This window comes from Flavobacterium sp. Leaf82 (assembly GCF_001422725.1).
GTDB lineage: Bacteria > Bacteroidota > Bacteroidia > Flavobacteriales > Flavobacteriaceae > Flavobacterium.
On sequence record NZ_LMMA01000012.1, the window covers coordinates 303,878 to 319,078 of the forward strand.

18 protein-coding genes are annotated in these 15,201 nt (G+C 33.5%); 15 read left to right on the forward strand and 3 right to left on the reverse strand.

Features of this window, described 5'->3' with window-relative positions:
• Window positions 1–374: 374 nt before the first annotated feature.
• The 4 genes from ASF10_RS09855 to ASF10_RS09870 all read left to right on the forward strand — a co-directional run bounded on the left by ASF10_RS09855 (window position 375) and on the right by ASF10_RS09870 (window position 2,964).
• The gene (locus tag ASF10_RS09855) at window positions 375–731 is read left to right on the forward strand and encodes a hypothetical protein (protein WP_056248318.1); all 357 of its coding nucleotides are present in this window, start codon (window positions 375–377) and stop codon (window positions 729–731) included.
• A gap of 167 nt (window positions 732–898) precedes the next feature.
• Window positions 899–1,348 (forward strand): hypothetical protein, encoded by a 450-nt coding sequence (locus ASF10_RS09860; protein WP_198529579.1) that lies wholly within the window; start codon window positions 899–901, stop codon window positions 1,346–1,348.
• Window positions 1,349–1,436: 88 nt separating this feature from the next.
• On the forward strand, window positions 1,437–2,456 hold the full coding sequence (gene pheS, locus ASF10_RS09865; protein ID WP_056248323.1) for a phenylalanine--tRNA ligase subunit alpha: 1,020 nt from the start codon (window positions 1,437–1,439) through the stop codon (window positions 2,454–2,456).
• A gap of 100 nt (window positions 2,457–2,556) precedes the next feature.
• The gene (locus ASF10_RS09870; protein ID WP_055094074.1) at window positions 2,557–2,964 is read left to right on the forward strand and encodes a hypothetical protein; all 408 of its coding nucleotides are present in this window, start codon (window positions 2,557–2,559) and stop codon (window positions 2,962–2,964) included.
• Between the two features lie 216 nt (window positions 2,965–3,180).
• On the opposite strand, the gene ASF10_RS09875 is transcribed toward ASF10_RS09870, so the two are convergent.
• The 3 genes from ASF10_RS09875 to ASF10_RS09885 all read right to left on the reverse strand — a co-directional run bounded on the left by ASF10_RS09875 (window position 3,181) and on the right by ASF10_RS09885 (window position 6,601).
• Window positions 3,181–4,176 (reverse strand): NAD(P)H-dependent glycerol-3-phosphate dehydrogenase, encoded by a 996-nt coding sequence (locus ASF10_RS09875; protein WP_056248326.1) that lies wholly within the window; start codon window positions 4,174–4,176, stop codon window positions 3,181–3,183.
• A gap of 332 nt (window positions 4,177–4,508) precedes the next feature.
• Complete coding sequence (locus ASF10_RS09880) at window positions 4,509–5,666, reverse strand: iron-containing alcohol dehydrogenase (protein WP_056248328.1); 1,158 nt, start codon at window positions 5,664–5,666, stop codon at window positions 4,509–4,511.
• A 170-nt stretch (window positions 5,667–5,836) separates the two neighbouring features.
• A complete protein-coding gene (locus tag ASF10_RS09885; protein WP_056248331.1) occupies window positions 5,837–6,601 on the reverse strand; it encodes a type 1 glutamine amidotransferase domain-containing protein in 765 nt (254 codons plus the stop codon).
• Window positions 6,602–6,686: 85 nt separating this feature from the next.
• Between ASF10_RS09885 and ASF10_RS09890 the strand changes: the two genes are divergently transcribed.
• The 11 genes from ASF10_RS09890 (at window position 6,687) to ASF10_RS09940 (ending at window position 15,197) form a co-directional block, all read left to right on the forward strand.
• Window positions 6,687–7,592, forward strand: coding sequence for a LysR family transcriptional regulator (locus tag ASF10_RS09890; RefSeq protein ID WP_056248334.1), 906 nt, complete (start codon window positions 6,687–6,689; stop codon window positions 7,590–7,592).
• A gap of 87 nt (window positions 7,593–7,679) precedes the next feature.
• Entirely contained in the window at window positions 7,680–8,051 is a 372-nt protein-coding gene (locus ASF10_RS09895) for a PKD domain-containing protein (RefSeq protein WP_056248337.1), read from the forward strand.
• A gap of 110 nt (window positions 8,052–8,161) precedes the next feature.
• Entirely contained in the window at window positions 8,162–8,854 is a 693-nt protein-coding gene (locus ASF10_RS09900) for an NUDIX hydrolase (RefSeq protein ID WP_056248340.1), read from the forward strand.
• 74 nt (window positions 8,855–8,928) lie between these two features.
• A complete protein-coding gene (prs, locus tag ASF10_RS09905) occupies window positions 8,929–9,762 on the forward strand; it encodes a ribose-phosphate diphosphokinase (protein WP_056248343.1) in 834 nt (277 codons plus the stop codon).
• A 147-nt stretch (window positions 9,763–9,909) separates the two neighbouring features.
• Window positions 9,910–10,245: a hypothetical protein gene (locus ASF10_RS09910; RefSeq protein WP_031455095.1), complete on the forward strand. Its 336-nt coding sequence runs from the start codon at window positions 9,910–9,912 to the stop codon at window positions 10,243–10,245.
• A 2-nt stretch (window positions 10,246–10,247) separates the two neighbouring features.
• Window positions 10,248–11,108, forward strand: a complete 861-nt coding sequence (locus ASF10_RS09915; protein ID WP_056248346.1) for a hypothetical protein — start codon at window positions 10,248–10,250, stop codon at window positions 11,106–11,108.
• A gap of 101 nt (window positions 11,109–11,209) precedes the next feature.
• The gene (locus tag ASF10_RS09920) at window positions 11,210–12,292 is read left to right on the forward strand and encodes an adenylosuccinate synthetase (protein WP_056248349.1); all 1,083 of its coding nucleotides are present in this window, start codon (window positions 11,210–11,212) and stop codon (window positions 12,290–12,292) included.
• An 8-nt stretch (window positions 12,293–12,300) separates the two neighbouring features.
• The gene (locus ASF10_RS09925) at window positions 12,301–12,828 is read left to right on the forward strand and encodes an NADAR family protein (RefSeq protein WP_056248351.1); all 528 of its coding nucleotides are present in this window, start codon (window positions 12,301–12,303) and stop codon (window positions 12,826–12,828) included.
• Between the two features lie 299 nt (window positions 12,829–13,127).
• Window positions 13,128–13,772 carry a DUF4291 domain-containing protein gene (locus ASF10_RS09930; protein ID WP_056248353.1) on the forward strand — a complete coding sequence of 215 codons (645 nt, stop codon included), beginning with the start codon at window positions 13,128–13,130 and terminating at the stop codon, window positions 13,770–13,772.
• The gene (locus ASF10_RS09935) at window positions 13,769–14,314 is read left to right on the forward strand and encodes an RNA 2'-phosphotransferase (RefSeq protein ID WP_056248356.1); all 546 of its coding nucleotides are present in this window, start codon (window positions 13,769–13,771) and stop codon (window positions 14,312–14,314) included. The genes ASF10_RS09930 and ASF10_RS09935 overlap by 4 nt, the downstream gene beginning before the upstream one ends.
• A gap of 43 nt (window positions 14,315–14,357) precedes the next feature.
• On the forward strand, window positions 14,358–15,197 hold the full coding sequence (locus ASF10_RS09940) for an ADP-ribosylglycohydrolase family protein (protein WP_056248359.1): 840 nt from the start codon (window positions 14,358–14,360) through the stop codon (window positions 15,195–15,197).
• The last annotated feature ends 4 nt before the right edge of the window (window positions 15,198–15,201 follow it).

The following is a 15,201-nucleotide window of genomic DNA, read 5'->3' on the forward strand; positions in this document are numbered from 1 at the left end:
ATTGAGGCGCAAATATAGATTTTTTTTAGATTCAGAGTTACAATGGTTCTAATGTTCTAAGGTTTTTTGGCCCACAGATTATACGGATGTAACAGATTTACACGGATTAAAGTTATTTGGCTGATTTATGGCTTAGAATTTTCGTGATTTGCCGTTAAAGATTACAGAGTAAGAAAAATAAAATCTGTATAAATCAGTTAAAATCCGCGTCATCTGTGTACCATTTCAATCTCTTAAAACGGATGTATTTAATTTTTGAGGTCTTTGGATTTGAAGTTCCTATCTTTGCAAATCTAATTTTAGAATTCAGATTGCAGATTTTAGATTTTTTAAGTCAGCAATCTAAAATCTAAAATCTAAAATCACAAATATATATGTCCAGAGATACACAATTAAAAGAGCGATGGGAAAAGCTCGTCGATATATTATCTAATCAATTTTCGCAAGGTGAAGATTTAGATTTAGATGCCATAATTTACTTAATAGGAGTTCAGGAACTTGGTAAAGTACACCGCGAATTCAAAAAAGATGAAAAATTAAACCTGATGCACATCGCCATTTGCCGATTACTAGAACCATACGGGTTTTATGAATTTGATTTTTATGATGCTGATGGATGGCCGCATTACAAAGTAAAAGAAGAATTACCGGCATTAAAAGCAGGAGAACAATCTGTTTTAATGAAAGAAGCCATTGTGAGTTATTTTTTAGAACGAAAACTTATTGAATAGGTTTTTAGTTTTCAGTCTCAGTTTTCAGTGCCAATTAAACTGAAAACTGAGACTGAAAACTGAAAACCGCGACTGAAAACTAGAAAGAAATGTGTAGATATGCCATGGTTTCGTATAAACCACATTATGCTTGTTTTAAGTGTCGGAAGACATTTAAAAGAAGACTTATGAATGACATAAAACGAGGCGAAAAATCAATTCTGGAAGCAAAGTGTCCGGATTGTGGAGACTTGACGGCTAATATGGGACTTGATTTTGAATCGCCAAAAAAAGACGATATCAAAAAATGGGAACATATTAAAAGTTTATATTCTGTTGGAATCGCATTTCATTCCTGTGGTTGCAGCGGTCCGGGTTATATTCCTAATTCTAAAGAAAAACTAATTGAATATTTTGAAGATTTAAAAGAAAAATACTTTAAAAACATGGAATTTTGGCGCTCGAGAACAGAACCAACTAATGCTGTCGAGAGAGATAAGGAATGGAATAAAAACTGGATTGAGTTGGGTAAAATAGCATCAAAACACAGAAAAGAAATTATTACAAATCAGGAAGGAATAAGCTTTTGGCTGGAAAAAGTGAAACAAATAGAAACCAAAATTAGCCTGATAAGATAGATTATTTGATTTGAAAGGAAACTTTAAACTTTAAACACCATACTTGGAACAAATTCCTTAAATTTGTTCCCTCAATTATTGAAGGAAAATGATAGACAAGATAAAACAACATATAGAGGAAGCCAAAGCCTTTAATGATAAAAATAAAGAATCTTTAGAGCAATTCCGTGTTAAATATTTAGGTAGTAAAGGGTTGTTGAAAGAGCTTTTTACAGAGTTCAAAAATATTCCAAACGACCAGAAAAAAGACTTTGGACAAGTAATAAATACTTTAAAAGCTGTTGCCGAAGAGAAAGTAAGAGTTATTCAGGAAGAACTGGAAAGTAAAGAAGAAGTAAAAGGACTTTTTGGTGATTTAACACGTGCCGCAGAGCCTGTAATTATTGGTTCCCGTCACCCAATTTCGATCGTTAAAAATCAAATCATAGATATTTTTGCCAACATTGGTTTCAATGTTTCCGAAGGTCCGGAAATCGAAGACGACTGGCACAATTTTACTGCATTAAACCTGCCAGAATATCATCCGGCTCGTGATATGCAGGACACATTTTTCATTCAGACAAATCCTGATGTGTTGTTGCGTACGCATACATCATCTGTTCAGGTGCGTTATATGGAAAATCACAAACCGCCAATTCGTACAATTTCTCCGGGACGTGTGTTTCGTAACGAAGCAGTTTCGTCACGTTCGCACTGTATTTTTCATCAGGTAGAAGGATTGTATATTGACAAAGATGTATCGTTTGCTGATTTAAAACAGACATTACTTTATTTTACTAAAGAAATGTTCGGGAAATCGAAGATTCGTTTACGTCCGTCCTATTTTCCTTTTACAGAACCTAGTGCCGAAATTGATATTTATTGGGGTTTAAAAACCGAAACGGATTACCGTATCACTAAAGGAACTGGTTGGTTAGAAATTGGAGGTTGCGGAATGGTAGATCCAAACGTTCTTAAAAATTGCGATATCAATCCTGACGAATACAACGGTTTTGCCTTTGGAATGGGAGTAGAGCGTATTGCAATGTTATTATACCAAATTGGTGATATTCGTATGTTTTACGAAAACGACGTTCGTTTCTTAGAGCAATTCAAAGCAAATATTTAATTTAAATCCAAAAGTCATAAAGTCGAAAGTCGAAGGTCTCACAGCAGTGACTTTATGACTTTCGACTTTATGACTTTTGACTTTTAAACTTTTGACACATATGAAAGCAGATATAACAATACCAGAAGTAGAAAACGTATTTCTGGCCGCCGTTCAGGAATGGAGCGACGATTTTATGGAAAAAGTGTGGTACGCTTATCTTGTAAACGATAGCGACTTTAATCTGGATAGCGTAATGGTAGTTTCTAAAGCATTTGGAACTATCGATGGCGAAATGAAAAAAACATCAGTTCTTCGTCACGCCTTTGTTGAAGTTCCGGCAGTTTCGGTAGTAAAAATCGAAATGATCGAAAAGAGTTTGCTGGTTTTAAACAACGAATTCATGGTAACATTCTTCATAGGAAACACTTTATACGACAAGAAATTCATTTTTAAATCAAACCTAATCAACGAAAATAAAACAGAAGAAGTGCCTATTTTATTTGTTGAAGGGGTGATGGTAAAGTAAGTTTTTTTAGAAGCAAGAAGCAAGAAGCAAGAGAAAAGAAGCAAGAAGCAAGAGAAAAGAAGCAAGAAGCAAGAGAAAAGAAGCAAGAAAATAGAGTAAAGAGAATAGATTTCTATACTTTGAGAATAAAAAAAGAGTCAAGACTAATTTAATTTCGTCTTGACTCTTTCTTCTTTATTCTATTCTCTAAAATTTATTCTCTTTACTCTTAAAAAACTAATCCAAAGAATCAGTCAATTTCTTAAAGACAGATTTAGCATCTTTTCCTTCGTATAAAATAGCATAAACAGCATCAATAATTGGCGTTTTTGCTCCGTAAGCCTGATTCAATTTATAAGCACTTTTGGTAGCATAGTAGCCTTCGGCAACCATACTCATTTCCATCATGGCACTTTTTACCGTGTATCCTTTTCCAATCATATTCCCGAACATTCTGTTTCTTGAGAATACAGAATATCCTGTAACCAATAAATCGCCTAAATAAGCTGAATCATTGATGTTACGTTTCATTTTGTGTACCTTTCTGATGAATTTTTTCATTTCACGAATTCCGTTACTCATCATAACCGATTGAAAGTTATCACCATAACCCAATCCGTGTGCAATTCCGGCTGCAATAGCATAAATGTTTTTTAACATTGCCGCATATTCAGTACCAATAATGTCATCAGAAATTTTTGCTTTAATATAGTTTCCGGATAAGGTTTTAGCAACAATGCTGGCTTTATCAGGATCACCACAAGCAATGGTTAAGTACGAAAGTCTTTCTAATGCCACTTCTTCGGCATGACAAGGACCTGTAATAACACCAATATTGTAATATGGAATGTCGTATTGAATGTGAAAATGTTCACCAACGATTAAACTCGTCTCAGGAACAATTCCTTTAATAGCCGAAAAGATAATCTTATCAGACAAAGAAACCGTTAAGTTCTTTAATTCAGCATCTAAGAAAGCAGACGGAATCGCAAAAATGATATAATCTGCATATTCAACCGCTTCGTTTATATTGTTTGTCAGTTTAAGTTTAGCGGTATCAAATTCAACCGAACTTAAGTAATTAGGATTGTGTTTGTATTTTTGGATGTGCTCGATCGCAGCATCATTACGCATGTACCAGGCAATTTCTGAAAGATTCACGCATAACATCTTTGCAATTGCCGTTGCCCAACTTCCTCCTCCAATTACTGCAAATTTTAACTTTTCGCTCATTATTTTAATAATTTAAAACAAAAGTACTTAATAATGTACTAATAATACAAAATCTGATTTAAGAAATTTAAAAGACACCTTTAAAAATAATGGTTTTGGCTATTTTTAAAATATAATTATTTTTTTTACTTCATATACAATAAAAACAAAACTACAACGTTGTAACTACTTGTAAATTAGAATTTAATGAGTTTAGCAAAAATTGAGTTAGTTAGTTTTGTTTTAGTATTGTAAAAAGGCGTTCCTGAAAAATTCAAGAACGCCTTTTTTAGTTTTCAGTATACAGTAACAGTTTACAGTTTTATACTGAGACTGAAAACTGAGACCGAAAACTAATAACTCATCTCAACAATAGATTTTACTTTGTCTAAAGTTATCAATTGTTTTTCTCCTAAACCTTTCCAGCCTCTTTTGTCAAAACGATTCACAATAAAGTCGGCAGTTTTGCTGTAATCTTCAATGTATTGCGAAAGTTTAGTGTCCATTCCCATAGTATGGAAAAATTCTACCGTTTTGTTGATCGCTTCTTTAGCTACTTCGTCATCAGAACCTTTTAAATCGAAGATTCTTCTGCCGTATTGTGCTAATTTTTCTTTTTTGGTATCAAACATTACTTCGTATAAACTTGGACCAATTATTGCCAAAGTTCTGGCATGATCGATTCCGTACAAAGCTGTTAATTCGTGACCAATCATATGCGTTGCCCAATCAGACGGAACACCTTTTTGAATCAATCCGTTTAGCGCCATCGTACAACTCCACATAAAATTAGAAGCCAAAGCATAGTCGGTTGGATTTTCGACCACTTTTGGTCCAACCTCAATTAAAGTTTGTAAAATTCCCTCAGCGATTCGGTCTTGCAAATAACCTTCATGAGGATACGTTAAATATTGTTCCATTACGTGAGTGTAGGCATCTACAACACCATTTTGTAATTGTCTTTTTGGTAAAGAAGCAATTACCGTGGGATCGCAAATAGAGAATTTTGGAAACATAGCACTTCCGCCAAAAGCAAGTTTTTCCTGAGTTTCTGTAATCGTAACAACAGCTCCGGAATTCATCTCACTTCCTGTTGCAGGCAAAGTCAAAACAGTACCAAAAGGCATTGCATTTTCTTTAATCAACAAACGTTTCTGCAAAATATCAATCGGATTTCCGTCAAAGTTTACTGCAGCCGAAATAAATTTTACACCATCAATAACAGATCCGCCACCAACAGCCAGAATAAAATCGATTTTTTCTTTTTTAATCACTTCAACCGCTTTCATCAACGTTTCAAAATGCGGATTTGGCTCAATTCCGCCAAATTCAACGATATCAAAACCTTTTAAATTTTTGATTACCTGTTCGTGAATTCCGTTATTAAAGATACTTCCGCCACCATACGCCAAAAGAATTTTAGCATCTTTGGGTACTAAAGTCGAAAGCTTTTCAATTTGTCCTTTTCCGAATATTAAATTCGTAGGATTATATAATTCAAAGTTTAGCATTTTTTTAAGTTTCTGAGATACTAAGTTGCTAAGGTTCTAAGGTTTTTTCTTGAAAATTATACAGCAAGCTTAGTATCATTTGTTTATTTAATTTTTTTATTAATTAAAGAATAAAAGATTGAGCTTTTAAGTTGCTAAGGGAAAACTTAGAACCTTAGAACCTTAGTCCCTTATTTATTCAATTTTTCCAATAATTTTCCTGCTACTAATTTAGATGAAGCAGGATTTTGTCCTGTAATCAAAAGTCCATCTTCAACAGAATACGGTGCCCAGTTTGGACCTTTTGAGAATTTAGCTCCATTTTGAGTCAACGCATCTTCTAATAAAAACGGAACAACTTTAGTTAAACCTACCGCTTCTTCCTCTTCATTTGTAAAACCGGTTACTTTTTTACCTTTTACTAAAAATTCACCATTTACTTTTACGTTTTTCAAAACTGCCGGAGCGTGACAAACAAAAGCTACAGGTTTTTTATGTGTGTAAAAAGATTCGATTAAAGCAATTGAGTTTTTATCTTCAACTAAATCCCAAAGTGGTCCGTGACCTCCTGGATAGAAAACGGCATCGTAATCTTTTTGATTAATAGTTGAAAGTTTATGCGTGTGTTTTAATTTTTCCTGTAATGTTTTATCAGCGTCAAAACGTTTTGTGTCTTCGGTCGCAGATGCCGGATCAGCACTTTTTGGATCAATTGGGGGTTGACCTCCAAGCGGAGTTGCAATGGTAATCTCTACTCCCTGATCTAATAATTCATAATATGGCGCAGCAAGTTCCTCTGACCAAAATCCTGTTTTTTCTCCTGTATTGCCCAGTTTATCATTACTGGTTACAACAAATAATACTTTTTTCATACTTTTTTTATTTGTTTTTTGAGCTATAGCTGCTGTGCTAAAAGCCGTTAATGTTATAATCGCGAGTAAAGCTATCTTTTTCATAAGTTTAAATTTTGATCAAATTTACGGCTTAAGTGATATTTGTAAAAATAAAATAAACTATGTTTGTTATAAATAAATTTATGTCATGGTAAATCTCGAATGGTACAGAACATTTAAAGCGGTTTATAAAAACGGAAATTTTTCTATCGCTGCAAAAGAGTTGTTTATGAGTCAGCCTGCAGTTAGCCAGCAAATATCAATGCTGGAAGCTCATGTTGGGAACAAATTATTCAACCGGAAGTCAAAAGGCGTAGAACCAACGGAATACGCTAAGTTACTGAATAATTTGATAATAGATGCGCTCGACAGACTCGAAAGTGTCGAAGCTGGTTTTCGGGCTAAAGCAGAAGATGCCAACAGATTAATTTCTGTGGGAATTTCAAAACATCTTTTTAATTGTGTGGGTGATCTTTTAATTTCTAAGTTCGATTTAATCGATTTTACTTTTGCAGAAAATGATGAACTTTTTACTTTAGTCGATGCCAAAAAACTTGATTTTGCCATTACCACAAAAAGGTTCGATACTTTTGATACTACTTATGAAATTGTTGGAAAAATTAAACTAATAATGGTGGCGCCAACAAGTTTGGACATAACAGAATTTCGTCAGAAATTAAAAGCAGATAATTATACCGAATTAGAACAATGGCTCAATAGTCAAAAATGGTACAGTCATGACGCCCGAATTCCGCACATAAAATTGTTCTGGCTTCATGCTTTTAATAAAAAAAGACCTTCTATGGTTCCTAATTATATTATTCCTTCAGAATCTGATATGTTAAGGCTTCTGTCCAAAAATGAAGGAGTAGCAGTAACCTGGAATTGTAATGCGAGAAATTACATTAAAGAAAATAAACTGCAGTTATTATGGAATAGTTTTCACGTTCCGGAGGAATTTGTGTATTTATTAGCACCAAAAAACAATAATTTAAATTCATTTTTTGATATTGTTGCTAAAGAATTGAAATTGTTTTTTGGTAATAGATTGTGATTTTTTTATTGAAAATCAATACGTTACTTTTTGTTGTTTTGAGAAAAACAATAAATTTGATAAAGTAATTCCTAAAACAGATAAATCATGAAAAAGATAACTACAATTTTAATACTTACTATATTGGTTTTTATCTCAAATTCCTGCAGCAAGCATGATGATGAAGTAATAGTAGATTGTTTTGGAGATTCGATTTTGACCGAATTAAAACATTCGACAGAGGGAACTAATTCTAAAACAATCAATTATTCCATACAATATAGCGGAAGTAACACCGTAACGTCTGTAAAATGGACTTTTGGTGACGGAACTCCGGCACAAACTATAAATAGTGCGACAGGCGTAGTATCGCATACTTATACCGCTGCCGGAACATTTGAGGTAAAAGCTGATGTAACAATTTCTAAATCTGGAGGCAGTTGTACTATCAGTCCAAAGAAAAGTGTAACAGTGAATTAAAAACAGAATGAAAACTGATTGATAAGAGCCAATTTTATAATTTATTGCTTTGGTAATAAATTATAAAATTGGCTCTCATTCGTTATATTTGTTTGATATGATTTAGGATTATGGAAAATTTACAAAATATAAGAATCGCTGTTGATGCCATTGTTTTTGGATATAAAAACAATGATTTATATGCATTATTGATTGAGCAGCAATTTGGTACTTCAGAAAAATACTGGGCTTTACCAGGCGGATTAGTGAAAAATGATGAGTCTTTGAGCGATGCTGTAATTAGAGAATTGCACGAAGAAACAAATGTTCAGCTTACTTTCATGGAACAGTTGTACACTTTTGGCGATGATATTTACAGAGATTCCAGAAACCGGGTAATTTCTGTAGCTTATTATGCTTTGGTCGATGCTTCGAATCTTGAAATTAAAGCCGATACCGATGCAGAAAAAGTGCAATGGTTTAAAATAGATGAAATTCCTTCATTGGCTTTCGATCATAATCTAATTCTTGAAGCGGGCATTAAAAGATTAAAATCTAAACTGACTTACGAGCCCATTGGTTTCGATTTACTTCCGGATGAATTTCTTTTTTCTGATCTGGAAAACCTTTATTGTACTATTTTGGAAAAGGAAATTGACCGCCGAAACTTTAGAAAAAAAATACTCAGTTATGGCTTTTTAGATCAAACAGAACATTTTTCTCCAATAAAAAGCGGTCGTCCGGCAAAACTTTTTAGGTTTAATAAATTGAAATATAATGAGTTAATAGAAAAAGGGTTTCACTTCGAAATAAAGTTTGCGTAATTTTTACACAAAATAAATTGTTTAATAAAAATATTAATCTATATTTGCGTATAATTAACGCAAACTAAAAAACTATGATACTAAATCTTGACCCAAAATTCATTCCTTTTAATAATCAGGAAGAAATCAAATTTCAAAGTTTTACATTTTCAGGAGGAGAACCTCATATTAAAATCAATCCTGATTTTGATCATAATGAAAAAGTAACCATCACACACCGCTTAAATTCATTCAATGATTTGGGATTATTGTGTATCACAGTAGATGCTTTACGCAGAATGGATGTTAAGGTAATCGATTTGTTTATTCCGTATTTCCCGGCAGCAAGACAAGATCGTGTGATGATAAAAGGAGAATGTTTGTCAGTAAAAGTATATGCGGATATTATTAATACGCTTCAGTTAAATAAAGTTTTTGTTTTTGATGCACATTCTGAAGTTACTCCGGCATTGGTAAACAATTGCGAAGTAATTCCAAATCATACTTTTATTGCAGCAGTTTTAAAAGTAATTGGCGAAAACGTAAAATTAATTTCTCCAGACGGTGGCGCTTTGAAGAAAATCTACAAAGTTTCTGAATTTTTAGGCGGAATTGATGTTGTAGAATGCAGTAAAAGCCGCGATGTAAAAACCGGAAAATTATCTGGTTTCAAAGTGTACGAAGACGATCTAAACGGAATCGATTGTTTAATTGTCGATGATATTTGTGACGGCGGCGGAACTTTCGTTGGCTTAGCCGAAGAATTAAAAAAGAAAAACGCCGGAAAATTATACTTAGCCGTAAGCCACGGAATCTTCAATAAAGGTTTTGAAGTTCTAAACTGCTTCGACAAAATATTTACCACCAATTCAGTAAAAGATTTTGAAGTAGAAAGCGTAGAAGTAATCAAATTAGATCAATTAGTTTAAAGATTCAAGTTTCTGTACAGAACGTGAAACCTGAAACAAAAAAGAAAAGCTATTAACCATTTCAAGTTTAAAATTCTAAGTTTCCAGTTTATTGAGCAACTTGAAACCTGAAATAAAGAAAACCTGAAACAAAAACCACAAAAAACAATGAGTGATGATTTAAAACCAAGGTTCATTGAGTCTTTAAAAAGAAACAATGATCAGATTAGAGAAGACAGAGCCAAAACAATTGGTGAAGATTCTGAGTTAATTTACAGACGCCGAGTTGAAGATATCGAACTGAAAATAAAAAGATTAGAAAGAGAACAAGAAGGACTTATAGATATTAGTCCGCTGGATAAAAACAGTTTGACTTTTGCTGATTTTCAACCCGAAGCATTTGTGCAAAAAGATATGGAATTGTCACTGACCATTAGAAACTTAAACATTCAGTTTGAAGTGACAAAAAAGAGATTCGAATATTTATTTGGTAAAACATTTTAGTTATGGGAGGTACAAGATATGACTTAGGCGCTCGCGATAGCAGAGCAAAAAAAGCAGGATACGGAGTTAAATCTGCTAGTGAGATATTTACGCAAAATTCTTTACGAATGGCGCATGAATCTATGAATCCTAATGGTGTAACATTTAGAGAAGCCAGAGATTCTGCAGTTCATCCTAATACAGTTCCAATTATTTTAGGACTGGATGTTACAGGAAGTATGGGACACATTCCGCATGAATTAATAAAAGATGGACTTCCTAAATTAATGGGAGGAATTATTCAGGGCGGAGTTCCGGATCCGGCACTTTTATTTTTAGGAATCGGAGATCACGAATGCGACAGATATCCGCTTCAGGTTGGTCAATTTGAATCTGGAGATCAGGAACTGGATATGTGGTTAACGAGAACTTATATAGAAGGCGGAGGAGGAGGAAACGCAGGAGAAAGTTATTTATTAGCCTGGTATTTTGCCGCTTTTCATACGAAAACAGATGCATTTGAAAAAAGAAACCAAAAAGGATTGTTGTTTACCGTGGGTGACGAGCCTAATTTGGATACACTTCCGGCATCTGCCATTAAAGAAATTATGGGTTCAGGACAGCAAACATATACACATCTTGAATTACTAAAAGAAGCGCAAAAACGTTACGAAGTATATCACATTAGTGTATTGCATTCTGATCAGGCAGTGAGAGCAAATGTAGCATGGAAAGAATTACTGGGACAAAATTGTTTGTCTATCGAAGATCACAAAGAAATCCCGAACGTAATCAAGAAAATCATTTGTGACAAACATAAAAGTTCAGGATCAGGTTTAGGAACGGTTCCGCTTGACGGATTAGATAATATGGAAATGCTTTAAATGTTTAACACATAGAAACTATGATTGTTTTGATTAGTGAAGCGCCTTTTTAAAGCTTCTAAAATCTATGAATCTATGTGTTTAAATTAATATTTTATAAAATGAAAACAGCTCAAATAGTTATAGGTTTAGGATTTGGAGATGAAGGAAAAGGAATTACAACAGATTTTCTGGCGAAACAAAATCCTGAATCTATAGTTATTCGGTTTTCAGGAGGACAACAAGCGGCGCATACCGTAATGATTGGCGATAAAAAGCACGTTCATTCCAGTTTTGCCAGCGGCGCACTTCGCGGTTTGCCTTCTTATTATAGTGAACATTGCACAATTCATCCGGTTTTTTTATACAATGAAAAAAAAGAACTTGAAGAGCAAGGAGGAAATACGGAACTTCATATTCATCCTCTAGCAAAAATTACAACACCATTTGATGTTTGGCAAAACCGAAATAATGTAAGGAATCTGGATCACGGAACTTGTGGCAAAGGAGTTGGAGCCACAATGAAACGTAATGAAGGGCAGTACAAATTATTCGCCATAGATTTGATTGCACCTCGCCAAATGCTTTTAGAAAAACTGGAAAAGATTGCCTATTACTATGGTTTTCTTAATGAAAGTGAAATCAACGAAGAAGTAAATCATTTCCTTGAAGTGGTTGACGAAATAAAGTGGAATATCAGTGATTACAGCTTTTTAGAAAAGTATTCGAATTTTATTTTCGAAGGAAGCCAGGGAATTTTACTCGACATGGATCATGGTGTTTTTCCGAATGTAACATATGCCAATACAACTTCAAAAAATGCATATGAAATTTGCCAGAAATTACAAATCGAAGATATCGAAATGTATTATGTAACGAGAAGTTATTCTACCCGACACGGAAGTGGCTGGATGAGTAACGAAAGAGAATTAAAATTAAAAAATAACGAAGAAGAAACCTGTGTTTACAACGACTTTCAGAAAGAATTGCGAACAGGCGATTTAGATTATGATCTTTTAAATTATAGTTTAAAGTTAGATGCAGCTTATAGTTTAAACGAAAAAAGAAATCTTGTTGTAACCTGTATGGATCAGATTGAAGTGGATTATGAATTTGAAAAACTAACAACGGAGTTTACCAATATCTACGGATCATTTTCACCCGATTCTAAAGATTTTAAACCGTTAACTTCTTTGTTTCAATAAGAGAAAAAATGAAATACAATATACAAAATATAGCTCCGGAAAGTAAGTTTTTATTTTTCTGGGGACATCAGCCCAATAAAGACGGAAGCATTTCTAAAACCTGTTTTAGTCAATGGTGGCTGAGTTCTTTTGAGGTTGATAACGTAACTTATCAAACTGCAGAACACTGGATGATGGCTAAAAAAGCCGAGTTGTTTAAAGATGATAAAGTTCTGGAGAAAATTCTTAATGCTAAATCTCCTGCTGAAGCTAAAAAGTATGGAAGAGAAGTAAAGAATTATAATGAAACTCTCTGGTTAGCTGCCAGATTTGAAATTGTGAAAGAAGGGAATTATCATAAATTCAGTCAGAACCCTGAGTTAAAAACCTTTTTACTAAACACAAAAGACAGAGTAATCGTAGAAGCAAGTCCGGTTGATGCTATTTGGGGAATAGGAATGGCTGGTGATCACAAAGATGTTTTGAATCCAGCCAAATGGAAAGGCTTGAATTTGTTAGGTTTTGCTTTGATGGAAGTTAGGGATGAATTAGAATAACTTTTAATTATGGAAACAACAAGACTTTTAATGTTGCAATGATAGAATTCAGAAAATGATTTTAGAATAAGCTCCATAGGAGTGTAATATTTATAGCTAAATGTATATGGTTTAGGAAAAAGCTCCAGCGGAGCGATATATCACCTTATATTTTGATTTAAAAAATGTCACCCCGCTGGGGCTCGTTTGGGATAAATTAAATTTTCTATAAATATGTCATCCCTCTGGGATTTTCAACATAAATATAACTCAGATTAAAATAATAAATAACACAATGAAGATATTGTGTACAAAATAAAATGAAAATAGAATTAAAAAAATACGATGAGCAAATAACAGCATGGCCAAAATCAGGTTATCATATTATGGCTCAATATGACGATGAAGAAATAATAGTATATCAATCATATAGAAAAGAAATAGGCGAATTTGCTGTAAAAAACCAGTTTTTTGGAGGAGAATTTAGTCTTACGAGAATGACGTGGATCAAACCAAATTTTCTTTGGATGATGTACAGAAACGGCTGGGGCACAAAAGACGGACAAGAAGTAGTGTTGGCAATTCATCTTAAAATTTCAGCATTCAACAAATATTTGCAAAATGCAGTTTATTCGTCTTATGATACGTCATTGGAGATTAGCCACGAAGAATGGCAGGAACAAGTGAAAACATCATCTGTAAGATTGCAATGGGATCCCGATCATGATCCTTACGGAAATAAATTAGAGAGAAGAGCCATTCAGATTGGTTTAAGAGATGACTTTATAAAATCTTTTGCCAAAGATGATATTGTATTAATCGAAGATATTTCGGAGTTTGTAAAAGAACAATATTTATTTGTTCAGAATCAGCAATTAGAAAAATTAGTAGTTCCTGCTGAAAAGCCATTCGTTTTTAAGGATGAAGAACTGAATAAAAAATTAAAAATTTCAGAGAAATCATGAATGAAAAAACAGCAAAAACAGTGAGTAAATTTCTAAGCTTAGTACTTAGACATTCTCCAGAAAAAATAGGATTAAAACTAGACGAAAACGGCTGGGCAGATGTAGAAGAACTAATTTTGAAATGCACTAAAAAGGGAAATCCGTTAAATGCAGAACTTCTGGATTATGTAGTAGAAAACAATGATAAAAAACGCTTCGCTTTTAACGATGATAAAACGAAAATCAGAGCAAGTCAGGGACATTCTATTTCGGTAGAATTGAATCTTAATGAGACAGAACCTTCGGAGTTTTTGTTTCACGGAACCGTTGCAAAGTTTTTGGATAACATTAAAAAAGAAGGTTTGCAAAAAATGAGCCGTCAGCATGTACATCTTTCGACAGATCGTGAAACTGCGATTAAAGTAGGAGGAAGAAGAGGAGTTCCTCAAATTCTAACCGTAAGAAGCGGCGAAATGCACAGAGACGGATTTAAGTTTTATTTGTCTGAAAACAATGTTTGGCTTACAGATGAGGTTCCGGCGAAGTATATCGAGTTTAAATAAGTAATAATATAAGCCATTTAAAATTAATTAAAAATAAGTAATTATGATACTAGAAGCAGCAATAGGCGATGCATATGGTGCAGGTTTTGAATTTCGTGATTTAGATTTTATTACTCAAAACAATAATTTAACGGAGTATCATAAACACGGACTTTATACTGAAATTTATAAAAGATATACAGATGATACTCAAATGGCAATTGCAATTTCAGAATTGTTATTACAAGATGAGAATTGGAACGAGATTAAAGTTGCTGATAAATTTGTCGAAGTATTTCACAGAGATAAAAGACGTGGATATTCAGATAGGGTTTATAATGCTTTAGATGCCAGTAAAAACGGATCTGATTTTATTAAAATAATCGATAATGGAAGTAACGGAAACGGTTCTGCAATGCGAGCGTATGCTATTGGTTATCTAAAAAACATAGATCAATTAATGGAGTTTTGCGAAATTCAGGCAAAGACTTCTCATCATACAATCGAAGGAATTAGTTGTGCGAAACGTATCGCTTTGGCAGTTCATTATTTTAAATACAATTTAGGAAATGGATCGACTTTGATCTCGTTTTTAAATGAAACGCTAAAGGAAAATGAAACCTACAAAATCACTTCTCCAATTGATATGCACGGATATCCAACTACACAATCTGTGATTAAAATTGTTTCTGAAGCCACTTCTATGAATGATTGCCTGAAAACAAGCATAGGTTATGGCGGAGATACGGATACCGTTGCTGCTTTATGTATGGCAATTTTAAGTCACAAGCAAAACTGTGATAAAGTATTACCGGCGTTTTTGTATGAAGGTTTAGAGAATGATAAATTCGGGAAAGATTTTCTGATAAAATTAGATACGGCTCTGGATAATAAGTTTAATTAATTCA